General features: G+C 63.2%; 17 protein-coding genes. 9 read left to right on the top strand and 8 right to left on the bottom strand.

The genetic code is table 11. The features are described from left to right. Window positions 1-102: 102 nt before the first annotated feature. The 8 genes from AKL28_RS14440 to AKL28_RS14405 form a co-directional block, all read right to left on the bottom strand. The gene (locus AKL28_RS14440; RefSeq protein WP_050468858.1) at window positions 103-3,273 is read right to left on the bottom strand and encodes an efflux RND transporter permease subunit; all 3,171 of its coding nucleotides are present in this window, start codon (window positions 3,271-3,273) and stop codon (window positions 103-105) included. Then, window positions 3,270-4,496 carry an efflux RND transporter periplasmic adaptor subunit gene (locus AKL28_RS14435; RefSeq protein ID WP_050468857.1) on the bottom strand — a complete coding sequence of 409 codons (1,227 nt, stop codon included), beginning with the start codon at window positions 4,494-4,496 and terminating at the stop codon, window positions 3,270-3,272. Before AKL28_RS14435 ends, AKL28_RS14440 begins: the two co-directional genes overlap by 4 nt. Before the next feature lie 54 nt (window positions 4,497-4,550). Further along, a complete protein-coding gene (locus AKL28_RS14430; RefSeq protein ID WP_050468856.1) occupies window positions 4,551-6,011 on the bottom strand; it encodes an efflux transporter outer membrane subunit in 1,461 nt (486 codons plus the stop codon). Between the two features lie 287 nt (window positions 6,012-6,298). Then, window positions 6,299-7,558 (bottom strand): multidrug effflux MFS transporter, encoded by a 1,260-nt coding sequence (locus tag AKL28_RS14425; protein ID WP_156226353.1) that lies wholly within the window; start codon window positions 7,556-7,558, stop codon window positions 6,299-6,301. Between the two features lie 238 nt (window positions 7,559-7,796). Next, entirely contained in the window at window positions 7,797-8,903 is a 1,107-nt protein-coding gene (locus AKL28_RS14420) for a YncE family protein (protein WP_050468854.1), read from the bottom strand. A gap of 2 nt (window positions 8,904-8,905) precedes the next feature. After that, complete coding sequence (locus AKL28_RS14415) at window positions 8,906-11,353, bottom strand: TonB-dependent siderophore receptor (protein WP_050468853.1); 2,448 nt, start codon at window positions 11,351-11,353, stop codon at window positions 8,906-8,908. A gap of 106 nt (window positions 11,354-11,459) precedes the next feature. Further along, entirely contained in the window at window positions 11,460-12,500 is a 1,041-nt protein-coding gene (locus AKL28_RS14410; protein WP_050468852.1) for a FecR domain-containing protein, read from the bottom strand. Window positions 12,501-12,528: 28 nt separating this feature from the next. Further along, window positions 12,529-13,041, bottom strand: a complete 513-nt coding sequence (locus tag AKL28_RS14405) for a sigma-70 family RNA polymerase sigma factor (protein ID WP_050468851.1) — start codon at window positions 13,039-13,041, stop codon at window positions 12,529-12,531. A gap of 341 nt (window positions 13,042-13,382) precedes the next feature. On the opposite strand from AKL28_RS14405, the gene AKL28_RS14400 reads away from it, so the two are divergent. From AKL28_RS14400 to AKL28_RS14360, 9 genes are all read left to right on the top strand, one after another. Continuing rightward, window positions 13,383-14,795: a CoA transferase gene (locus tag AKL28_RS14400; protein WP_050468850.1), complete on the top strand. Its 1,413-nt coding sequence runs from the start codon at window positions 13,383-13,385 to the stop codon at window positions 14,793-14,795. Between the two features lie 111 nt (window positions 14,796-14,906). Further along, complete coding sequence (lepB, locus tag AKL28_RS14395) at window positions 14,907-15,599, top strand: signal peptidase I (RefSeq protein WP_050468849.1); 693 nt, start codon at window positions 14,907-14,909, stop codon at window positions 15,597-15,599. A gap of 222 nt (window positions 15,600-15,821) precedes the next feature. After that, window positions 15,822-16,493, top strand: coding sequence for a TetR/AcrR family transcriptional regulator (locus tag AKL28_RS14390; RefSeq protein ID WP_082221503.1), 672 nt, complete (start codon window positions 15,822-15,824; stop codon window positions 16,491-16,493). Window positions 16,494-17,074: 581 nt separating this feature from the next. After that, window positions 17,075-17,290, top strand: coding sequence for a hypothetical protein (locus AKL28_RS14385; protein ID WP_231602439.1), 216 nt, complete (start codon window positions 17,075-17,077; stop codon window positions 17,288-17,290). A 271-nt stretch (window positions 17,291-17,561) separates the two neighbouring features. Next, the gene (locus AKL28_RS14380) at window positions 17,562-19,991 is read left to right on the top strand and encodes an ATP-binding protein (protein WP_050468848.1); all 2,430 of its coding nucleotides are present in this window, start codon (window positions 17,562-17,564) and stop codon (window positions 19,989-19,991) included. An 88-nt stretch (window positions 19,992-20,079) separates the two neighbouring features. Next, window positions 20,080-20,808: a methyl-accepting chemotaxis protein gene (locus tag AKL28_RS14375; RefSeq protein WP_050468885.1), complete on the top strand. Its 729-nt coding sequence runs from the start codon at window positions 20,080-20,082 to the stop codon at window positions 20,806-20,808. A gap of 14 nt (window positions 20,809-20,822) precedes the next feature. Further along, window positions 20,823-21,374, top strand: a complete 552-nt coding sequence (locus tag AKL28_RS14370; RefSeq protein WP_050468884.1) for a hypothetical protein — start codon at window positions 20,823-20,825, stop codon at window positions 21,372-21,374. Between the two features lie 52 nt (window positions 21,375-21,426). Continuing rightward, window positions 21,427-22,368 carry a chemotaxis protein CheX gene (locus AKL28_RS14365; RefSeq protein WP_050468847.1) on the top strand — a complete coding sequence of 314 codons (942 nt, stop codon included), beginning with the start codon at window positions 21,427-21,429 and terminating at the stop codon, window positions 22,366-22,368. Window positions 22,369-22,412: 44 nt separating this feature from the next. Next, the gene (locus tag AKL28_RS14360; RefSeq protein ID WP_050468846.1) at window positions 22,413-22,781 is read left to right on the top strand and encodes a response regulator; all 369 of its coding nucleotides are present in this window, start codon (window positions 22,413-22,415) and stop codon (window positions 22,779-22,781) included. Window positions 22,782-22,855 lie beyond the last annotated feature (74 nt).

Raw genomic sequence — 22,855 nt, 5'->3', positions numbered from 1 at the left:
TCCCTGCATTGGCAATGCCAGAATTTTAACCCTTCGGCTTTTGCTTCTCCGGACTTTGTTGGCTCCGTCTTTCCGCTTTGCTGCCGTTTCCAATGTCGTCAATCAATGGCCCTGGCCTTGTGCAAGGCGTGCGGCCTTGCGCGCGGCGCGTGCTTCCTTCTTGTTCATGTACCAGTAATGGGCGCGGTCCAGGTAAAGGTAGACCACCGGCGTGGTGAACAGCGTGAGCGCCTGCGACAGCACCAGGCCGCCCACCATCGCGTAGCCCAGCGGACGGCGCAGCTCGGAGCCGGCGCCGTGGCCCAGCATCAGCGGCAGGCCCGAGAGCAGGGCGCACATGGTGGTCATCATGATGGGGCGGAAGCGCAGCAGGCAGGCCTGGTAGATCGCTTCTTCCGGTTTCATGCCCTTTTCGCGCTCGGCGGTGAGGGCGAAGTCGATCATCATGATGCCGTTTTTCTTGACAATGCCGATCAGCAGGATGATCCCGATCAGCGCGATCACCGACAGGTCGTAGCCGCCTATCATCAGGATCAGCAGCGCCCCCACGCCGGCCGAAGGCAGTGTCGAGAGGATGGTCAGCGGGTGGATGTAGCTCTCATAGAGCAGGCCCAGCACGATATACACCGCAATCAGCGCCGCCGCGATCAGGTAAGGCTGCGACGCCAGCGAATCGCCGAAGGCCTTGGCCGTGCCCTGGAAGTTGCCCACCAGGGTTTGCGGCACGCCCATCTCATCCTTGGTTTTCTGGATCATGTCCACCGCTTCGCCCAGCGATACGCCCGGCGCCAGGTTGAACGAAATCGTTACCGCCGGGAATTGGCTCTGGTGGCTGATCGAGAGGTAGCCGGTCTTGGTGGTGTCGATTTTCACGAAGGTCGACAGCGGCACCTGTTCCCCGGTCAGCGGCGAGGTCAGGTAGAGCTTGTCGAACAGCGCCGGGTCCTTTTGCAGTTCGGGCGTGATTTCCAGTACTACGTGGTAACTGTTGATCTGCGTGAAGTACTGTGCGACCTGGCGCTGGCCGATGGCGTCGTAGATGGTGGCGTCGATCAGCGAAGGCGAGATGCCGAAGCTGGACGCGCGGGCGCGGTCGATGGTGATGGTCGCGGTGGCGGCGGCGTTCTGCTGGTCGGAAGCGACATCGGTCAGTTGCGGCAACTGGCGGAATCGTTCCAGCATGCGCGGCGCCCAGACGTTGAGTTCGTCCAGGTCGGTGTCGGTGATGGTGTACTGGTACTGCGTGCGCGACAGGCGGCCGCCGACGTTGATGTCCTGGCTGGCTTGCATGAACAGGTTGATGCCCTGCACCTTGGCGACCTTGGGGCGGATGCGTGCGATCACCTGGTCGGCGTTGGTGGTGCGGCCTTCGTCCTTGGGCTTCAAGGCTATGAAGAAGGTGCCGGTATTGAAGGTGGTGGAACCCGCGCTCACGCCGAAGCCGGTCACGTCCGGGTCCTGGCGCACGATGTCGGCCACTTGCAGCAGGCGCTTCTGCATCGCGGACGAGGAAATGTCTTGCGCCGACTCCGCGAAGCCGATGATCACGCCATTGTCTTGCTGCGGGAAGAAGCCCTTGGGAATGACGATGAACAAGACCACCGTCAGCGCCACGGTGCCGATGAAGGTCATCAGGGTGATGAACTGGTGCTTGAACACGATATCGAGCCCGCGCTTGTAGCCGGACAGCATGGCGTCGAAGCCGCGCTCGAACCACTGGTACATCTTGCCGTGCCGGTTGCCGCTCATTTCATCGTGTGGGTTTTTGAGGAAGCGCGAACACAACATCGGCGTCAGGGTCAGCGAGATGATCACCGATACGCCGATGGTCAGCGTCACCGTCACCGCGAACTCGCGGAACAGGCGGCCGACGATGCCGCCCATGAGCAGCAGCGGGATGAACACCGCCACCAGCGAGACCGAGATCGAGATGATGGTGAAGCCGATCTCGCCGGCGCCCTTCAAGGCAGCTTCCAGTGGCGACATGCCTTCTTCCACGTAGCGGTAGATGTTTTCCAGCATCACGATGGCGTCGTCCACCACGAAGCCCACCGCGATGGTCAGCGCCATCAGCGACAGGTTGTCCAGGCTGTAGCCGACCACGTACATCACGGCCGCCGTGCCCATGATGGCCAGCGGCACGGTGATGCTGGGGATGATGGTCGCGGCGATGTTGCGCAGGAACACGAAGATCACCATCACCACCAGGAAGATGGTCAGGATCAGCGTGAATTCCACGTCCAGCACCGAGGCGCGGATGGTCTGGGTGCGGTCGATCAGGGTGTTGATGTGCACGCTGGCGGGGATGGCCGCGCGCAGGCGCGGCATGGCGTCCTTGATGCGGCCGACCGTCTCGATCACGTTGGCGCCGGGCTGCTTGGTGATGGCCAGCACGATGGAGCGGCCGTTGGTGATGGAGTGGTCGTCGCCGGCGGCGGCGCCCGAGAAGGCCCAGGCGGCGATCTTGTTGTTTTCGGGGCCGTCCACGGCAACGCCGATGTCGCGCACGCGGACCGGCGCGCCGTTGCGGTAGGCCAGCACCATGTCGTTCCACTGGTCGGCCTTGAGCAACTGGTCGTTGGTGTAGACGGTGAAGCTCTGGTGCGTGCCGTCTACCGTGCCCTTGGGCTGGTTCACGGTGGTGGTGGCGATCACGCCGCGGATATCTTCCAGGCTGATGCCCAGCGTGGCGATCTTGGCCGGATCGATCTGGATGCGCACGGCCGGCTTTTGCTGGCCATTGACGCTGACCAGGCCGACGCCCGAGATCTGCGAGATCTGCTGCGCCAGGATATTGTCGGAGTAGTCGTTGACCACCGTCAGCGGCAGCGCTTCCGACTGTACCGACATGATCATGATCGGCGAGTCGGCCGGGTTGATCTTGCGGAAGGTCGGCGGGCTGGGTAGGTTGGCCGGCAACTGGCCGGTCGATGCGTTGATGGCGGCTTGCACATCCAGTGCGGCGGCATCGATGTTGCGGTTAAGGTCGAACTGCAGCGTGATCTGCGTGCTGCCCAGCGCGCTCTGCGAGGTCATCTGGGTCAGGCCGGCGATCAGCGAGAACTGGCGTTCCAGCGGTTGCGCCACGTTGGACGCCATGGTTTCAGGGCTGCCCCCCGGCAGGCTGGCCGAGACCTGGATGGTCGGAAAGTCGACCTGCGGCAGCGGCGCCACCGGCAGCAGCGGCCACACGGCCACGCCCACCAGCAGGATGGCGATGGCCAGCAGCGTGGTGCCGATCGGGCGCTTGATGAATGCGGCGGAGACGCTCACTTGGCATTTCCTTTCGCTGCATCGTTGGCCGCGGGCTTTTGCTGCGGTTTGCTTTCGACAATGCGCGCGCCGGGCTTGAGCTTGTACTGGCCATCCAGCACCACGCGCTGGTCGGCGGCCACGCCGCTATTGTCGGCCAGCACGGCGATGCCGTCCTGGATGCGGGCGACCTTGACCGGCTGCATGCTGGCCTTTTCCTGGTCGCTGACCACATACACGTAAGTGCCTTGCTGGTTGCGCTGGATGGCGGCGGCCGGCAGCGTGAGTGCGTTGCCATGGGCATTCATCTGCAGGCGCACATTGACGTACTGGCCCGGCCACAGCTTGTGTTCGGCGTTGCTGAAGCGAGCCTTCAATTGCACGGTGCCGCTGGTGGTGTTGATCTGGTTATCCAGCAGCACCAGCTTGCCGGTGGCCAGCGGCTCGTCGGCTTGATCCGATTGGCGCGCATAGGCCGTGACCTTCATTGCATTCTGGCTGTCGAGGTGGGCGCTCATGGCCTGGTTGATGGCCGGCACGGCTTCTTCCGGCAAGGTGAAGACCAGGGTGATGGGATCGATCTGGTTGATCACGACCAGGCCGTTGGCATCGGCGGCGTGCACGATGTTGCCCGGATCCACCAGGCGCGCGCCGACCCGGCCGGAAATCGGCGCGGTAATGGTGGTATAGCTCAATTGCACGCGGGCGTAGCCGATCTGCGCATCATCGGTTTTGACGGCCGCATCCAGTTGCGCCACCAGCGCCTTTTGCGTATCGAGTTGTTGTTGGGTGGCGGCATCCTGGCCGCGCAGGGTGGTATAGCGTTGCAGATCCAGGCGGGCGTTGGCCAGCTGGGCCGCATCCTTGGCGCGTTGCGCTTCGGCCTGTGCCAGTTGCGCCTGCAGCGCGCGCGGATCGATCTGGGCCAGCAACTGGCCTTTCTTGACGTCTTCGCCTTCGGCAAAGCCGACCTTGTCCAATTGGCCGTCGATGCGTACCTTGACCGTCACGCTGGCATTGGCCGTCACGGTGCCGACGCCGGCCAGGTACAGCGGTACGTCGCGTTCCTGCACTCGGGTCAGCGTCACTGCGACAGGCGGCGCCTCCTTGGCGCTTTCCTGCTTGTCTGCTGCACTGGCGCGTTGCCAGTGCATCCAGCCGCCGGCGCCGGCCAGCACGATAACGGCGGCGGCCACGGAGAGGGTGAGGGTGGAGCGCTTAGGGATATTGGGTGAGGTTGTCATGCCTGAAACTCTTCCTGGAGTGATCGCTGGGAATGTCTGATGAGAGGGAGCGGCTCAGCGCGTGGCCAGCGGCTGCGCTTGCGGTTCCGGCTGGCCCGCATGCCAGCCGCCACCGGTGGCCTTGATCAGCGCCACGCTGGCCACCAGCTGGCGGCCCAGCAAGGTGACGGCGCTGCGCTGGTTGGTCAGGGAAGTCGCCTGGGTGGTCACCACCGACAGGTAGTTCAAGGTGCCAGCCTGGTACTGGCTCATTGCCAGCCGTTCTGCCAGTTGCGCGGCCTTGACGGCTTGCGCCTGTACCGCGCTTTCCTGATCCAGCACGCGCAGGCTGGAGAGGTTGTCTTCCACTTCCTGCAGGCCGCCGAGCACGGTCTGCTTGTATTGCGCCACGGCGGCGTCATACGTCGCTACGGCCTGGTCGCTGCGCGCACTGCGGGCGCCGCCGTCGAAAATGGTCGCGGCCAGCGCCGCGCCCAGCGACCAGACCCGGCTGGGGGTGTCGAACAACTGGGCGAAGGCCACGCTGGAATAGCCGCCCGACGCCGACAGCGTCAGGGTCGGGAAATAGGCGGCGCGCGCCACGCCGATGTTGGCGTTGGCGGCCGCCGCCAGCCGTTCGGCGTTGGCGATGTCGGGGCGGCGCTCCAGCAAGTCGGAGGGCAATCCGGTCGGGATCTGCGGCAGGCTGGACTGCAGGCGCTGGGCATTGTCGTCGATCGCCTTGTCACCGGCGTCGCCGGCAGCGGCAGGCAGGGCCGGCAGCGTGAATGCGGCGGGCGCGCGGCCGACCAGGATGGCGATGGCATGTTCAAGCTGGTTGCGCGTGGCGTCGAGATCGATCAACTGGGCCTGGGCCGAGCGCAATTGCGTCTCGGCCTGGGCCACGTCGGAACGCAGCGCGGTGCCGGCATCGTATTGGTGGGTGGTCAGTTCCAGCGAGCGGGTGTAGGCGTCGACCGTGCGACGGTAAAGGTCTTTTTGCAGGTCGGTGACGCGCAATTGCAGGTAATCCTGCGCCAGCGTGGCCTGGATCGACAGGCGCGCGGCGGCCAGGCTGGCGGCGCTGGCCTGGACACCGGCATCGCCGGCTTCGACAGAACGGCGGATGCCGCCCCAGATGTCGGCTTCCCAGGAGGCGTTCAGGCCCACGCTGTAGGTATCGGCCAGGCGTGGCGTGCCGCTGGTATTGGTTTGCGCGCGGCTCGGGCCGGCTGCCGCGCCGATGGTGGGCCACAGGCTGGCGCGCGCGAGCTGCGCGGTGGCCTGGGCCTGGCGGTATTGCGCTTCGGATTGGCGGATGTTCTGGTTGGCGGCGTTGGCCTGGACGATCAGGTCATTGAGGATGGGGTCGCCATAGGCTTCCCACCAGTGCTGGTTGCTGTCGATCTGGCTGGGCGCGGCCACCTTCCAGGGGCCGTCTTCCTTGTAGGCCTGGGGCAGGTCCATCGCCGGCCTGACGTAGTCGGGCCCGACGGCGCAACCGGCCAGCAGTACAGCCAGCGCCAGCGCAGTCATTCCCCGGGTGGCGCGGAAGGGGGATCTGTAGTTTGGATGAGTGAGATGACTAGCGCTGGAGCTGGCTGCAGCACGGCGGAACGGGACGACCATAGGGCACATGATGATATTCGGGTGACGGGCTGGCCGTTGTTGCGCGCCCCCGCGTGCTGACGCCGGCCATGGCTGGTACTGGTGCCTAATCTACCCCCATGTGATCAACGTCAGGCTGACGTCAATATGACAATTCTGTCAGTTGGCGGTCTGGGCGTGTATTGCAGCAGAGCACCTTTGCCCAATGATCAGTATCAGCGTCCCGCACCGGACTCTGCCGCGTCGCCGCCGGCATGGTCGGCCACGGAGAGCGCCGACAAGGCGCTGCCCACTCCGCATACCGCGATGATCAGGCCCATCGGCCACGGCGTGCCGTCGGCCAGCATGCCGACCAGCGCCGATCCGAGTATGCCGGTGCCGTACTGGGTGGCGCCGACCAGCGCAGACACCGCCCCGGCGCGTTGCGAGGAGCCCGACATGGCCCCGGCGATGGCATTGGCGACGATGAACCCGTTGGCGGAGACGAACAGGAACAGCGGCACGACCAGGCCGGCGATGCCGCCGATGTCGAAACGTGCCGTCACTGCCAGCAGCAGCCCGGACAGGGCGGCGCCGAGCGCACCGATGCGCAGCAGCCGGTCGCTGCCCAAACGCACTACCAGCCTGGAGTTGATCTGGTTGGTCGCCATGATGCCGACGATGCCCAGTGCGAACAGCAAGCCGTAAGCCTGCGGCGACAGGTGGTGATAGCTGATGTAGGCGAACGGCGTGCCGGCGACGTAAGCGTAAATCCCGCCATAGAAAAAGCCGCCGGCCCCGATGTAGCCCAGCATGCGGCGATGCCGCAGCAGGCTGAAATAGGTGGCCAGCACGCCGTCGAGCGCATGGCGGTTGCGGTGTGCCGGCGGTAGCGTCTCCGGCAGCAGGCGCAGTGCCAGCAAGGTCAGTATGCCGACCGCCACCAGTGCCCAGAAGATGGCGCGCCACGAGGCCACCTGCAGGATCAGGCCACCTACGCTGGGGCCGACCAGCGGCGCAATGGCCATGACCGTCATCAGCGTCGACATCATGCGGGCCGCGTGCGGCCCGGCATAGAGGTCGCGCACCATGGCGCGCGCCAGCACCACGCTGGCGCAAGCGCCGATAGCCTGCAGCACGCGCCAGGCGATCATGGCGCCGACGCTGCCGGCCAGTGCGCATCCGGCCGAACCGATGATGAACAGCACCAGGCCCACCGCCACCGGCAAGCGCCGGCCGTAGCGGTCGCCGAGCGGTCCCCACGCCAGTTGCCCCAGGCTGAAACCGATCAGGTAACCGGAAATGGTCACTTCCATTGCACCGTGGCCGGCGCCCAGCGCCAAACCCATGGCGGGCAGTGCGGGCAAGTAGAGATCGGTGGAAATCGAGGCGAATGCCATCAGCGCACTGAGGATGCCCAGCGTGACCAAACTGTGGCGGGCAGCGGGTTGATGGCGAGTTTCGGTGGCAGACGGCTGGGGTGAGACAGAGGGCATGGCGGGTGGACTGGGCAAGATGGAAGGCATGGCGGCGCAAACTGTAACGTAAAAGACCGTGCGGCCAGAAACCGCAGCTTTAACGGCTGACGCGCTACTGGGGATGCACCGGGTAGCTGTGCATGATAGTGCCAGGGCGTATTCTTGATTAGACGGGATAATCGGCAAGGTCTCATGAGTAAAAATCATGAGACCTTGCCCGCGGCCGTGTGTGGCCTGAGGATGAGGCGGCGCGGGATCAGCGCGATGGCTGGCCGAGCGTGATGCTGATGACCGTGAAGCTGTCTACGTGGAATTGCGGATCTTGCTTGACGCCGGCGGCGTCCGGCGCCGGTTGGGTGAACTCCATGGTGAACAGGTGGGCTATCCCGCGGCTGGCGTCGTAGACCATGTTGTGGGCCCATGGTCGGGTGCCGATATAGCCCAGCATGCGGTAATGCTCGCCGGCCTTTTCATCTCCTTTGCCGTCTTCCAATTGCAAGATGGACAGGCTGGCCGCATTGCCGCTGGGGATCAGCAGTTCGCGCCGGGCGGCATCCCAGGCCAGGGCATTGATGGCGGGCGTGGCCGGCAGGGCGGCGATGGCGGCGCCGTCATCCAGGCGTGCCACCGTCAGTTGCGGCGCCTTGCCGCGGCAGGCGATAAACACGCGGTTGCGGCTTTCGTCCGCAGCCAGCGCGCTGGGGTGTTCGCAGCCGCTGAACTGCTTGCCGGACCAGCCGGGGAGCGGTTCCAGCGTGGCGGCGCTGATGCGCATGACGCGTCCCTCGTCGCGCAGCGGCACCAGTACGCTGCCGTCGGCCAGCCCCAGCGGCGCATCGAACTTGCGCGCATCGAATTCGCGCTTCGCCGTAATGCGGCCGGCCACCGGATCGAACTGGTAGATGGCCGAGCGCTGCTCCCGCCGGCCGCCGGTCAGGATCAGTTTGCCGCTGGCGGTATCGAAGACGGCGTTATTGAGATTGCCGGCATCGATGGGGATGCGCTGCAGCTGGACCATGTCGGACAGCCGCAGGATGCCCAGCGCGCCATCCATATAGGCCACAAAGGCGCGGTCCAGCGCCGGTGCGAAGGCGACCGCATTGGCGCCGTCCGTGCCGGGGATATCTTTCACCAGCTTGCGGCGTGCGGTGTCGAACACGGTCAGGCCGTTTTCGCGGCGCGCGATGAACAGGAATGGGCGCGTCGGATCGAGCGCGCCGAAACCCCAGCTGTGGCCGCTGCCGGGCAGCACGTCGCTGCGGATGGCGGCCTGCGGCATTTCCGGTGCAGCGCCGTGGGCGGTACCTGCGAACAGGGCGGCGGCCAGTGCGGCAGCGGCAGTGCTCTTGCAATGGCGGGACATGTTCAGAACTCCAGTGAAGTCAGCAGCGAGAATTGGCGGGCGTCGCCCATGGAGACGAAGTACTGGTTGGCGCTGGAGGTGTAGTAAGTCTTGTTGAACAGGTTCTTGATATTGAACTGGAACTTGACTGCACGGCCGCCGATCGTGGTGTCGTAGGTGGCAAAGGTGTCGGCCACGGTGTAAGACGGCAGCATGAAGCTGTTGGCCGAGTCGCCAGCCCGCTTGGCGACATAGTGCGCGCCGCCGCCCACGCGCAGCTTGTCGCCGCCGACGATGGGACCAACGTCATAGGCCAGCGTCAGTGCGGCGGTCTGCTTGGCTACGTTCCACAGGCGCAGGCCGGCGTACAGAGGGTCCTCGGTGGTCTTGGCGTCGATCCATGCATAGCTGCCGATCATCGACAGGCGCTTGGTCAGTTGGCCGGTGACATCCAGCTCGATGCCGCGCGAGCGCGCCGCGCCCGAGGTACGCCATTCGGTCAGGTTGGTGGCGGCATTGAATTGCGATACCAGCACGTTCTTTTTCTTGATGTCGAACACCGCCAGCGTGCCGGACAGGCCGTTCGGGCTGTCATATTTGACGCCGCCTTCCCACGAGGTCGCCTGTTCGGGCGCAACGGTCGAGGTAATCACCGTGCCGCCGGTCAGCGCGGCGATCGAGGAGGTGGGCTTGAGCGATTTGGTATAGCTGGCGTATAACGAGACCGCTTCATCCACCTTGTAGATCAGGCCGGCGCGCGGCAGCCATTTATCGCCCGAGAGATCGGTATTGGCCTTGAATGGACGGCCTTTGCCGGCCAGCTGGCTGTAGTCCTGGTAACGCAGGCCGGTGACCAGGATCCAGCGGTCACCCAGGTGCAACGCATCCTGCACGAATACCGATTTGTTGTGCAGCAGGTCGGTTTGGTTGCTGTCGGCGGCCGATACGACGCTGGCCGGCAACGTCGCCCCATAGACCGGGTTGAGATAGTTGAAGGTATTGGTACCCACGCCGCGCAGCAAGTCGGCACGATAGATCTTGCGATATTCGATGTCGGTGCCCAGTTGCAGGTCGTGGCGCATTCCGCCCAGGTTCAGCTTGCCGTCGAGGTAGGCGATGGCGTAGTTGTCGGTGGACAGTGCGCCTTTGGTGCCGTCGTTGCTGCGGGTAATGGTGCCGGTGCTCGTGTTGATGCCGGTCACGCGCAACTGGCGGGCGTCATAGACTTCGCGGTTGTAGCTCAGGCCGACGTGGGCCTTCCAGTCCTGGTTGATCTGGTGGTCGACAGTCAGCTGGGCGGTCTCGCTGCTGCCCTTCATGTCGTTGCCGGGTTCGTCCAGCCGCCGTTCGGCGGGGATCGCCAGCGGCCGGTTGGTACGCGGGTCGATCGCGGTGCCGCGGTCGAAGGGATAGAGGAATTCGCGCTGCTCCATCGAGAACACCACCTGGGTATCGCTGCCGTACCAGGCCAGCGATGGGGCGACCACGGTCTGCTGGATCTGGCCGAAATTGCGCCAGTAGTTCTGGTCGGTGCGGTCGACGATCAGGCGGTAGGCCAGGCCGGTGTCGCCGATCGGTCCGGTGGTGTCGAGCGTGAGCTGGCCGCCGTTCTTGCCGTTGCCGTAGGTGGAGCCGGCGAAGGAGATTTCGTTGCGCTGCTGCAGCTGCGGTTTCTTGGTGACGATGTTGATCACGCCGCCCGGGTCCATCAGGCCGTAGAGCAGCGAGGCAGGGCCCTTGAGCACTTCCACGCTTTCGGCGGTGGCATTGAAGGCGCGGCCCTGCACCATCGGCATGCCGTTGCGCATCACGGAACCGTCGCGGTTGCCGCCGAAGCCGCGTTTCATGATGGTGTCCTGGGTGCCGGCCAGCGTGTTGCCTTGGGTAAGGCCGCTTACGCCGGCAAGCGCATCGTCCAGGTTGCGCGGGCGCTGGTCTTTGAGCGCCTGGGCGGGGACGACGTTGACGATCTGCGGCACGTCCAGCATGGGGGCGTTGCCGCGCAGGGTGCTGGCGTTGGGGACGGCGCGGTAGCTGCCGTCGGCTTCGCCGGAGGCGGCGCCGACCACGGCGATCTGCGGCAATTGGCCATCGGCGCTGGCGCTGGTGGTGCCGGCATTGATCACCACGAAGCCGCCATCAGGCTGGCGCACCGCCGATAGGCCGCTGCCGGCCAGCAGGCGTTCCAGGCCTTGCTCGACCGAGGCACTGCCTTGCAGTCCGGGAGAAGCCTTGCCCTGGGTCAAGCGGGCATCTGCCGAGAGCAGGATTCCCGCCTCGGAGGCAAATTGGCGCAGGGCCTGGCCCAACGGTCCGGCCGCGATGCTGTAGCTGCGGGTGGCCTGGACTTGCTGTGCATGAGCGGGAACCGCCAGCAAAGGCAGGGACAGGGCGGCCAGATGGACCGCCAGGGCCAGAGTGCGAAGACGGGGCTGTACGGCGGAGGCGGACAACAAGGAAGCGTGGCGCATGGGTGGACTTTCTTGAATTCGTTGGTCTGATATATCCATTGCCAAGCGAAATTCAAAAAAGGGAACCGCTATCGATAAAAAATTGGGGGAAAACGTTCAGGCATCTTTATTCCGGATGACGGTCTGGGGCCGCTGCTTCCACTGTTACCCACCAGGGCAGGATGCGGCGCACCTTGACCGGCAGGGTCGCTTCCAGCGTGTTGAGAATCCGGTCAATGTCGTTGAGCGGGTAGACGCCGACCAGCCGCAGCGACGCCACTTCCGGCGCACAGCCCAGATAGCCGCGCCGGTAGCGGCCCAGTTCAGCGATGAATTCATCCAGGCGCATGCCGTCGGGCATGAGCAGCTGGCGCGACCATGCGGCCATGCTTTCGTCGGACGGGGCCGGGGCTTCAACGCGGTCTTCGTCGAAATGCACGCGCGAGCCGGCCTCGACCAGTTGTGGTGTGCCTTTGCCGGAGGGGGTGACCATGACCCTGCCTTCCAGCACCGTCAGCATCGTGCCGTTGCCTTCCAGCCGAACCAGGAAGCGGGTGCCCAGCGCCTGCATGCGGCCCGCGGCGACGTCGACCACCAGTGGGCGTGCAGGCTGGCGGTTGTCGTGGGCGGTCTGGATCATGATCTCGCCACGGTGCAGCACCACGCGGCGCAGCACGTCGCTGAATTCAGCATCGGCAGCGCTGGCGGTATTGAGCCAGAGGATGGAGCCGTCGGCCAGTTGCTGGCGGCTGGTCTGGCCCACGCCGGTGCGGTATTGCGCATTGAGCGCCGCCACGTAGTCACGCACCTCGCGCGAACTGCCCAGGCCGCCGGCGACGGTGACGCCGGCGGCAAGCCAGGCCAGGGTCTTGATCGCCTTGCGGCGGCGCAGTCCGCTCTGGCTCAATACGCGGTGCGTTAACGCTTCCGGCATGACGCCGAATTCGGCGTTGACCGTTTCCACCCGCTGCCATGCGGCGCGATGGCCGCCATCTTCTTCCAGCCATTGGCGCCAGCGCCGGCGTGCGGCTTCGCCTGCATCTTCGTCCCGCAGCACGGCGAACCATTCGGCGGCCTGCTGCAGATCGGAAAATGACGGTTGGGCTTCACCCGGCTGCAGCGGCGGGAGGTTTTCTGGTGGGCGATGAAACTGTAGGTTGTCCTGCATGGCGAATGGCTGGCGGGAAGGAGTAATCTTAGTGGTCGAGCAGGAGCATGCATTGCAGCATGGCCTGCGCCATATATTTTTTGACCATGCGATCGGAGACGCCCAGTTCGGCGGCGATCTGCACATAGGTAAGGCCGTCCAGTTGCGACAGCAGGAAAGCCTGGCGCACCTTGGGCGGCAATTTGTCCAGCATGGCGTCGATGCGGATCAGGGTTTCCAGCACCAGGGCACGCTGTTCGGGCGAGGGTTCTTCCAGTTCCGGATGGACGGCCAGCGCGTCGAGGTAGGCGCGCTCCAGTTCCAGCCGGCGCCAGTGGTTGACCATCAGGCCGTGGGCGACAGTACGTAAATAAGCGCGGGGTTCTTGCAGGGTTTCTGCCGGTTTGCAGGAAAGCAGGCGCAGGAAGGTGTCTTGCGCCAGTTCGGCGGCATCCTCGCGCGAGCCCAGCTTGCGCCATAGCCAGCTGTACAGCCAGTTGTGATGGCTGCTGTAGACCTTCTCAAGGGAGTCGCCCAAGGGCGGATTGCTGGAATAAGCCACGATACTGTCAGACTGGGGACTGGACGAGACGAACGAAACTGGAAAAATGAATCGAGCGAACGCGAATCGACCGGTAATCGTGGCAGAAGAAGCTGGACCCGGATGCAAATCCGCCGCGGGTTGGGCGACGGATTGATATCTGGCGATTATATTAGGAATAATTCTTATTTACAAATTTTGGCGCTCCTGGCGTTGCAATTTGAGTCCATCGGGATGCCTGGCTTGACCGGCAATGAATGCAAGTCCCGTGGAGCGCCTGGATGTTGGTGATTGACAGGGTGTCCGGGTGGATTAAGCTGCCACCATCCTGATATCCCGCCAATGACCAGAAGGAGTTCGCCATGCCCTCGCAATCTCTTGCCACGACAACGGCACCACCGGTGGCCACATCCATGCTGGCCGAGATATGGGCTGCACTGGGTGGCCCGCAGGCCGTGCTGTCCAATGTGCGCCTGACTGGTAACGGCGCCTTGCCCTCGGTGTTTGCCACTAGCGACCTGGCGCAAGCCTCGGTAGCTGCTGCCGGATTGGCAGTCGCTGAACTGGCCGAAGCCGCGGGCGTCCCATTGCCTTCGGTGGAGTGCGACCGGCGGCTGGCATCGATGTGGTTTTCCAGCTCGCTGCGGGCCCAGGGCTGGACGCCGCCGGCCTTGTGGGATTCGGTGGCGGGCGATTACCGCAGCGCTGACGGCTGGATCCGGCTGCATACCAATGCGCCGCATCACCGGGCCGCAGCCTTGCAGGTCCTGGGGCTGGATGCGCAGCAAGCGCCGCGAGAACAGGTGGCCGAAGCCGTGGCCCGCTGGAAGGCCGGCGAACTGGAGGCCGCTATCGTGGATAACAACGGGTGTGCGGCGGAGATGCGCAGCCAGTCCCAATGGGCCGTCCACCCACAAGGGATGGCGGTCGCCGCCGAACCGCTGCTCGGATACCAGGCTTTCGATGCCGCCTGGCGGCGCACCACGCCCGTCGATCCGGCACGACCGCTGGCGGGTGTTCGGGTGCTGGACTTGACCCGGGTATTGGCCGGGCCGACTGCCACGCGCTTCCTTGCGGCTTTCGGCGCCCAGGTATTGCGTATCGATCCATCCTCCTGGGATGAGCCTGGCCTGGTGCCGGAGATGACGCTGGGCAAACGCTGTGCCCATCTCGACCTGAGCCAGCCGGATGGCAGGCGCACGATGGAGCATCTGCTGTCCCAAGCCGATGTGCTGGTGCATGGCTACCGCCCGCAAGCGCTGGAACACCTGGGGCTGGGGACGGCGCGTCGGCGCCAGCTCAATGCGGCGCTGGTGGATGTGGCACTGGATGCCTATGGCTGGAGCGGCCCCTGGGCCGGCCGGCGTGGTTTCGACAGCCTGGTGCAAATGAGTTCGGGTATCGCCGATGCCGGCATGCGCCTGCTGGGCCGCGACAAGCCAGCTCCGTTGCCGGTGCAGGCGCTGGACCATGCCACCGGCTACCTGATGGCTGCATCGGCACTGCGCGGCCTGGTGCGCCGGCAGCAGACCGGGCAGGGCGGCGAATATCGCTTGTCGCTGGCGCGTACGGCGCAACTGTTGGCATCGCATCGTCCTGAGGGCGTCGAAGCGGCCTTCGAGGCCGAGCAGCCAGGCGATCTGGGAACTGCCGAGGAAAATACAGTCTGGGGCTCGGCGCGCCGCTTGCGTGCGCCGTTGTCGATCGCCGGCGTGCCCATGCGCTGGGATCTTCCGGCTTCGCCATTGCGCTCGGTACCGGCAGAGTGGCGCTGAAAACGATAGGATAACGGGTGTCATGTGGCTGAGCTGGCGGTCAACCGGGCCGCCCCCTGCCGCATTGTGATTCCCATATCCAATCCATTGCCAATCGAGAAGGAAAATCCCATGAAACCGATCAAGAGCCTGCTGGGCGAGTACAAGGGCGTGCTGGTGTTCATGGCGCTGATGGTGGTGTTCCGCAGCGCCATCGCCGACTACAACGTGGTGCCCAGCGGTTCGATGCTGCCGACGGTGCTGGTTGGCGACCGCATCCTGGTCGACAAGATGGCCTATGACCTGCGCGTGCCGCTGACGCATCTCCGCATCGCCCGCCTGGGCGAACCCAAGCGCGGCGATATCGTGACCGTCGATTCGAAAGAGGCGGGCGAACTGCTGCTGAAGCGGGTAATCGGCCTGCCTGGCGACGTGGTCGAGCTGCGCGACAACGTCCTCTATATCAATGGCCAGGCCGCCAGCTACCGCCGTGCCGCAGTGAAGGCGCAAGCGGGGGATGGTATCGACGAGGCCGCCTATCGCGATGAACGCCTGGGCGACATGTCCCATCTGGTGCGCCTGTCGGAGTCGCATCCCAGCCTGCGCAGCAGCTATGGGCCGGTAGTGGTGCCGGCCGACCATTACCTGATGCTGGGCGACAACCGGGATAACAGTGCCGACTCGCGCTATTACGGTTTCTTCGGCCGCGACGAACTGATGGGACGCACCCGTCGCATTGCGTTTTCACTGGATTCGGAGCGCGGTTACCTGCCGCGCTTGAGTCGTACGGGGCGGTTGCTGGATGGTGCGACTGCCGAAAATTGAAATCACGGGAATCTTTCTGTCGTTGAGATAGTCGAGGTCGGTCGGAACTAAATTTAATGTTTTGTCTTAAATATTTATCTTAAGTATTTGATTTTGTTTGATTAAATATTTTAAGATGCGGCTGCCGTCCATTTTTGGGACGGCGCCTCGCAAACCTCCTCCGGGTTTGTTGTCGCAATTTCCTGTTTTTTGCTGACAAAAGTGCTCAAGTTGTCGCAAGGCATGCCGTTATACAACACGGATTACCTGCAATTGTCATTGGAGCACATCATTTCTCTCACCTTCATTTCCGATCCGGCCACAGGCCGCCGCAGAAACGCGGTCAGCCACGACGCCATCCTCGACGCCACCTATGTGATGCTTGAGGAGATCGGCTTTGACAAGCTGTCGCTGGAAGGTGTGGCGACGCGCGCAGGCGTGGGCAAGGCGACCATTTATCGCTGGTGGCCCAACAAGAGCGCGCTGGCGATGGAAGCGCTGCTGCGTGCGGTCGAGCCGATGCCGTCGATCGGCGACAGCGGCTGCGCCCGCAAGGACATCGAAGACCACATCACCGGCCTGGCGCAGCTGTTTCGCGGCAAGAGCGGGCGTGTGGTGCGGGAGATGATCGCGCTGGCGCAGTTCGATGATGACACCATGCGCATCTTCAATGACAGCTATCTGAAACCGCGCCGTTCGGCGCTGGTGGAGGCACTGCGCCGCGGCGCCCAACGCGGCGAGTTCAGGGAGGATTTCGACCTGAACCTGGTATTCGATCTGCTGTACGCCCCCTTGTTGCAGCGGCTTCTTACCGGCAGTGCCGACATCGATGAGCGCCAGGTCAATGCGCAATTGAAGCTGGTGCTTAGCAGTATCGCCCTTGAGCATCCCATCACAGAGTCATCACAGGACTGAGTAAATATTCGAGCTAACAATCGTAAATTTTGTTGAGCATAAGATAATTTGCACCTAGAATCCGAGACGAAACGTATCGTATTGGTTCTGGGCAAGTGTTCTATGGCGAAAGCAAACGATGGCCATTCATTTGGATGGCTTGATTTGATGCTTGAATAGCCGTTTTCAGTGACCAGGCGTGGAATTTTCGTTCCACCTGCCGGTCCTGCTGAAATGCGAGCCGAGGTTTTTCCCCGGCTCAGCCCGCCCGGACGCGCTTGCGTGAGCAAGCGTCCCACCTATCCGATGCGTTCATCCAGATTCAAGTAAAACACCGGCTTCCCGCAAGGGCGGCTGGCGGACGATTGCCATGTGCGGCGGAGGGCGTCTTGCAGGCGGCCGTGCGGTGATCCAGGGGCGTAAAACACATGCAAGTGCAAGGGGAAACAATGCACAGCGATGCGATGAGCGGATGCGGGGGCGCGCCAGGCATGCCTCCGTGCGAACCGGAAGGGCAAGTCCTGTCACGCGGCACGGACTGGTGCCGGCGGCAGCGAAAAACCAGGCGATGGTGCACCTTCGGCGTTGTCATGATTCCGCTCATGATGGCCTTTTTATGGGCACAATACGCATCGGCGCGCGAATCGGGAGAGCTGCTGTATGCCGACCAGTATTGCGGCTGCCGCGAGACGGTATCGCGTTGGGTCAGCGACTATGTCTGGACCCAGATGATCTGGCTGCCATGCAATACCTTGTTCCTGCTGGTCTGGGTGGCGCTGGCGGTCAAGCTGTGGAATGGCAAGCGGCCCTCACGCTGAGGCGCACTTCCTGACAGTCATTCTTCAAGAGCGGCCATCGATCGACCGGTAGCCTGCCCAGACTGCCATGCACTGAAAAAAAGAATAAATAAACTTGTCGCTCGAAAATACGAGTCGCGTTTTTCGGTGCGATTCAGCAATTCTATTGTCATTGAGTAGTAATACTTCGATGCAACAATCCGCCCCGCATCCGCTACGGCCTGATTTTTTGTTCACTTTCCTGGGATGATCGTGAAACTGTGCCACGGATCGCCTTCACAAGGGGAACTCAATGACCATCCGTCTGCGCATCACGCTGCTTGTCATACTCACATTCATCGCCATCGCCGGCATTGGCGGCTACGCGATGATCCAGTCCCGCGACAGCGCGGTGGAGGTCAAGTCGGTTACGGAAGGGGTGATGCCGAGCGTGCTGGCCTCGTCCGACCTGATGGGCCAATTGAAGGATGTGCAGCTGGCGGCCATGGTGATGGTCACCGAATCCGACAACCAGCTGGTTACCCAGGAAAACGAAAAGCTGGCCGAGAAAAAGGCGGCGCTGGAAAAAGCCCTGGAGATGCAGGCCCAGCATGCCGACGGCGTAGCCCAGCGCGGTTTGATCGAGCAGGCGCGCGAGAGCCTGGATAACTACTTCGGCGCCATCGACAACACCGCCAAGTTCAAGCTCGCGGGCAAGAACGAGATCGCCCAGGCGCAGTTCTTCGGCGGCGTGATGCAGTACCAGACCGAACTCGAAGGCATCGTCAACACTCTGCGCATCGAGAAGAACCGCTTCAAGGACACGGCCATCACGTCGCTCAACAGCAAGCTGTCGTCGACTACGGCCACGATTTCCATCGTCACCGCAGTGGCCGTGGTGCTGCTGGCCGGCATCGGCTTCCTGCTGTACCGCCAGATCACCGGCCCGATCAGCCGCATGTCGAGCATGATGGGCGAGATCGCCACCAGCCAGGACTTCACCCGCCGCCTGCCGGTGCAGCGCATGGATGAAGTCGGCCACTCCATCGTCGCCTTCAACGGCATGGTGGAAAAGATCGAAGAAGCTTCCGCGCAAGTGCGCCAGAAGACCGCCGACATGCAGGCCATGCTGCAGAACATCCCGCAAGGCATCCTGACCATCGTCGACGGCAACAAGATCCACCCCGAATATTCGGCCTTCCTGGAAACCGTGTTCGAGACCACCGACATCGCCGGCCGCGACATGATGGAGCTGGTCTTCTCCGGCACCAATCTCGGCGCCGACACGCTGTCGCAGATCGAAGCCATCGGCGGCGCCTGCATCGGCGAAGACGTGATGAACTTCGAATTCAACGAACACCTGATGGTGGGCGAAGTCGAGAAGGCCATGGCCGACGGCAGCAAGAAGATCCTCGATTTGTCGTGGTCGCCGATTACCGACGACAACGACATGGTGATCCGCCTGATGCTGTGCGTGCGCGACGTTACCGAGCTGCGCCAGCTGGCGGCCGAAGCCAACGAGCAAAAGCGCGAACTGGAAATGATCGGCGAGATCCTGGCCGTGGCGCCGTCCAAGTTCGGCGAATTCATCGGCAGCGCGCGCAACTTCCTGGATGAGAACGAGCAGATCGTCCACCAGAATCCGGAAGCCACCGCCTTTGCGATCGCCAAGCTGTTCCGCAACATGCACACCATCAAGGGCAACGGCCGCACTTACGGCCTCTTGCATCTGGCCAACGTGGTACACGATACCGAGCAGCATTACGACGACCTGCGCCATCCGCAAACCGGCGCAACCTGGAGCCAGGAACACCTGCTGCTGCAGCTGGCGCAAGTGCGCGAGATCATCGACCGTTATGCCCGCATCAACGATGTCACCCTGGGCCGCGGCGCTGCTGTTGAGTCGGGCGATGCGGGCGCCGGCTACGAGCGCCACATCATGACGATCGACCGCAAGTACATCCAGGAAAGCCTGCATCGCCTGGAAAACGTCAATACGTCCAACCTGCACGAACTGGTGGCGGTGCGCAACGAAGTGCGCCGCACGCTGCGGCTCCTGGGCACCGAGAGCGTGCAGGACGTGCTGGCGCCGGTGACCGATTCGCTGCCGGCGCTGGCCGCCGACTTGGGCAAGGCGGCGCCGGTGGTGGAGATCGAAGATAACGGTTATGTGGTCCACAGCTTCGCCTCGCCGCTGCTGCAGAACGTGTTCATGCACCTGATCCGCAACGCCATGGACCACGGCCTGGAGAGCGCCGACGAACGCATCGCCAAGGGCAAGCCGGAGGCCGGCACGATCAAGCTGGAAATGGGCGTGATGGACAACATGTTCCACATGGCGCTGTCCGATGACGGCCGCGGGCTGGCGCTGGAGCGGGTACGCCAGATCGGTGTCGAGAAGAACCTGATCAGTATCGACCAGGCCATGACCGATACCGAACTGGCCCACCTGATCATGCAGCCCGGCTTTTCGACCCGCAGCGAAGTGACCGAGGTTTCCGGCCGCGGCGTGGGCATGGATGCTGTGCTGGACTTCGTCACCCGCGAGCACGGCAAGATCGAGATTCGTTTCACCGGCCAGGACGAAGGCGCCGATTTCCGCACGTTCCAGATCATCGTGATGCTGCCGGAGAGTGTGGCAGTGGAAGTGGACGGTATCGACGTGCCATATCCCGTCGCCGGCCACGAGCAAGCCGCGCCGGCGGTGAGCCTGCCGCAGGGCGGCGATCCCCAGGTGGCATGAACGGGCGCATTGGGCGCGTTTGGCTTGATGTTGCAGGTTTGCGCGCATTGGCGCAGATGTGAAGTGATGGTGGTGAGAAATGAATGTCATGGTGTGGAACTCGATACTCTTCCTGGTGCTGGGCGCTTTGCTGGCCGGCGTGCCGATGGCGGTGCTGTGGCGCCGCCAGAAAGCCCGTGCGGCGCGCATGATCGACCTGACGCAAGTAGAGGCCCTGAAGCGCAGTGTGCAGGAAACGCTTGAAGAACAGCAGCGCGAGGTGGCGGAGCACCAGCAGCATATCGAGGAGGAACGCCTGGAAGGCGAACGCCGCATGGCCGAGATACGCCACGAAAGCGAGGCGCTGGTGGCGAGTTTGAGCGAGCAGAATTCGCAAAGCATGGCGCGCGTGATGGAAAACTGCGACGCCTCGCAGGATACGATTTCCAAACTGCTGGGCCTGATGCGTACGTTCGAGCGCTGGCACGACGACATGAACGTGCTGATTTCCCATAACCGCGAGATGCACCGCAAGAACGACGAGTTCGCGCTGATCGTCAACCAGGTCATCATCGTCGCCCTGAATGCCTCCATCGAAGCGGCCCGGGCCGGCGCGCACGGCCGCGGCTTCGCGGTGGTGGCGTCCGAAGTACGCGACCTGGCGCAGCGCGCCGAGAAGCTGTCCAAGAGTTATCGCGCCAACCTGTACCAGAACGACTTGATCACCACCACCACCTTCCAGGACTTGCAAGCCGGCGGCAAGATGATCATGGGCGCCGTGATCGGGCTGGACCTGATCAACAAGCGAACCAGGGAAACGCTGGCCGAAGCAGTCTGATGATGGCGCACGACATGATCAGCCAATCCGCCAAAGACGGCTTCGATACGCTGTTGCGGCAAGCGCTCAGGACGGGGCTGGTGCCGGCCGATACCGAGGCCGAGATGTCGGTCATCGACGATATTGCCGCCATCAGCGAAAAGAAGATGGTGGTGCTGACGGTGTCGTCTTATCTGTTTCGCCTGATGGTGATGTTTTATTTCACGCCGGACGCAGCCACCAAGGCGCATTTCGCGCGCCTGAACCGGATCGCCCCGGAGGAAATGTCCGACCAGGTGTTCATGGACGCCATCGCCGAATGCGGCAACCTGTGCTGCGGCATCCTGAACCGCGACCTGGGACGTTTCTTCCCGCACCTTGGCATGTCTACACCGAATGTGATCGACAAGAACTGTGCGGCTTACCTGCAGACGCTCAATGTCGGCCACCTCCGCCATCTGGCGGTGGACATGCCGCAGGCGCCGCGTTTTCACATCACGCTGTGCGTGTCGGCCTATGCCGAGATGGATTTTGCCGTCTCGGAAGAAGAGGCCGATGTCGGCACCGGCGAACTGGAGTTGTTCTGAACGACGCCGCTGCGCGCCATCCGGGCCATCAAACAGGGAAGGAACGGTGAGTATGGATACCGCCATCACCAGCAAGGTTCTGGTATTGGACAAGGATGCCGACTGCTACGGCACCATCAAGGCATTTTGCGAGCGCAACAACCTGGTCGGCCTGAAGGTGCAAGAGGAGCACGTCATGTCGGTGCTGCGTTCGAACGTCGACCTGGGCGGCATCATGCTGTCGGAGAGCTGCGCGGGGCTGGGCGAGGCGGGCCGGGGGCTGGCGCGCCGCATCCACGAGGTGCGTCCGGAGTTGCCGATCTTCCTGCGCCGCAGGCGTGAAGCGGCTGCCGACGATGAAATCTCCCCTCGCGAACGCATGCTGTTCGATGCGGTTTATCGCATCGATGAGATCGACTCGCTCGGCGCGGCCGTAGCCGCGTCGATCTTCAGCCAGCATTATCCGAACGCCTTGGTGCGGGGCATCGCCGAGATCAGCCGGATGGTGCTGGAGAAGCAATTCCCCGGCATGAATGTGGACATGGAAAGGCCTTATCTGGTGCGCGACCGCATCATTTTCGGCGAAGTGTTCACACTGATTCCGCTGGAAAGCAACTGGTGCCGCGGCTACATGATGCTGCAGGCCGAACAGCGGGCGCTGCAGGCGCTGGTGCCCAACGAGTCAGAGGATTTTCGCGATCTGAACAATACCCTGGGCGAGATCACCAACCTGATCTGGGGATGGTTCAAGAACCGCTTCATCAACCAGACGCAGCTGGTCCAGCAATTGAGCCAGGTGCCGATCATCATCAACCATCCGCACCGCTACATTTCCTTCGGCTCGGAGGATGCGCAACTGTGCTTCAAGTACGTGCTGGCGGACAAGGATGGCGGCGTTCCGGTTGTGCTGCAGCAGCGCTTCATTTTCAACCTGTCCTGGTCGCCCGAGGACTTCACCGAGAACCAGGCTTCAGTGGAAGACCTGTTCGAATCGGGCGAGCTGGAACTGTTCTGAACCAACATTCAATTCACGCATTTCATCATCGAGAGAGAAACAACATGGCACAAATTCTGGTAGTGGACGATTCGAGCACGGTGCGCGCCGAAGTCGGCGATTTCCTGAAAAAGAATGGCCTGGACGTGGCATTGGCCGTCGATGGCCGCGACGGTCTGAACAAGCTCAAGGGCGATCCGGGCATCAAGCTGGTGGTCTCTGACGTCAACATGCCCAACATGGATGGCTTGACCATGGCCGAGAAAATCCGCAGCGAACTGGGCAATGCCAGCGTCAACATCATCATGCTGACCACCGAGAACTCGCCGATCATGAAGGAGCGCGGCAAGGCGGCCGGCATCAAGGGCTGGATCGTCAAGCCGTTCAAGGGCGATGCGGTATTGCCGACGTTCAAGAAGCTGGTCGGCGCTTAATCGCTAGGGTGGACCTCGGCCGGTTGCGGTGCTTGCGGGGGCTTGCACCGCCATCGGCGTTTATCGTGGGGAAG

Origin of the sequence: Herbaspirillum chlorophenolicum, from assembly GCF_001189955.1 — a bacterium.
GTDB lineage: Bacteria > Pseudomonadota > Gammaproteobacteria > Burkholderiales > Burkholderiaceae_D > Herbaspirillum > Herbaspirillum chlorophenolicum.
Note: the sequence above shows the minus strand (reverse complement) of the source record. Positions and strands in the feature narration are given on the sequence as shown.

Bases quoted from the DNA above. Each gene is read 5' to 3' on its own strand.
- AKL28_RS14435 (WP_050468857.1), bottom strand. From the start codon at position 4,496: ATGACAACCTCACCCAATATCCCTAAGCGCTCCACCCTCACCCTCTCC.
- AKL28_RS14430 (WP_050468856.1), bottom strand. From the start codon at position 6,011: ATGACTGCGCTGGCGCTGGCTGTACTGCTGGCCGGTTGCGCCGTCGGG.
- AKL28_RS14425 (WP_156226353.1), bottom strand. From the start codon at position 7,558: ATGCCCTCTGTCTCACCCCAGCCGTCTGCCACCGAAACTCGCCATCAA.
- AKL28_RS14420 (WP_050468854.1), bottom strand. From the start codon at position 8,903: ATGTCCCGCCATTGCAAGAGCACTGCCGCTGCCGCACTGGCCGCCGCC.
- AKL28_RS14415 (WP_050468853.1), bottom strand. From the start codon at position 11,353: ATGCGCCACGCTTCCTTGTTGTCCGCCTCCGCCGTACAGCCCCGTCTT.
- AKL28_RS14410 (WP_050468852.1), bottom strand. From the start codon at position 12,500: ATGCAGGACAACCTACAGTTTCATCGCCCACCAGAAAACCTCCCGCCG.
- AKL28_RS14400 (WP_050468850.1), top strand. From the start codon at position 13,383: ATGCCCTCGCAATCTCTTGCCACGACAACGGCACCACCGGTGGCCACA.
- lepB (WP_050468849.1), top strand. From the start codon at position 14,907: ATGAAACCGATCAAGAGCCTGCTGGGCGAGTACAAGGGCGTGCTGGTG.
- AKL28_RS14390 (WP_082221503.1), top strand. From the start codon at position 15,822: ATGCCGTTATACAACACGGATTACCTGCAATTGTCATTGGAGCACATC.
- AKL28_RS14385 (WP_231602439.1), top strand. From the start codon at position 17,075: ATGATGGCCTTTTTATGGGCACAATACGCATCGGCGCGCGAATCGGGA.
- AKL28_RS14380 (WP_050468848.1), top strand. From the start codon at position 17,562: ATGACCATCCGTCTGCGCATCACGCTGCTTGTCATACTCACATTCATC.
- AKL28_RS14375 (WP_050468885.1), top strand. From the start codon at position 20,080: ATGGTGTGGAACTCGATACTCTTCCTGGTGCTGGGCGCTTTGCTGGCC.
- AKL28_RS14370 (WP_050468884.1), top strand. From the start codon at position 20,823: ATGATCAGCCAATCCGCCAAAGACGGCTTCGATACGCTGTTGCGGCAA.
- AKL28_RS14365 (WP_050468847.1), top strand. From the start codon at position 21,427: ATGGATACCGCCATCACCAGCAAGGTTCTGGTATTGGACAAGGATGCC.
- AKL28_RS14360 (WP_050468846.1), top strand. From the start codon at position 22,413: ATGGCACAAATTCTGGTAGTGGACGATTCGAGCACGGTGCGCGCCGAA.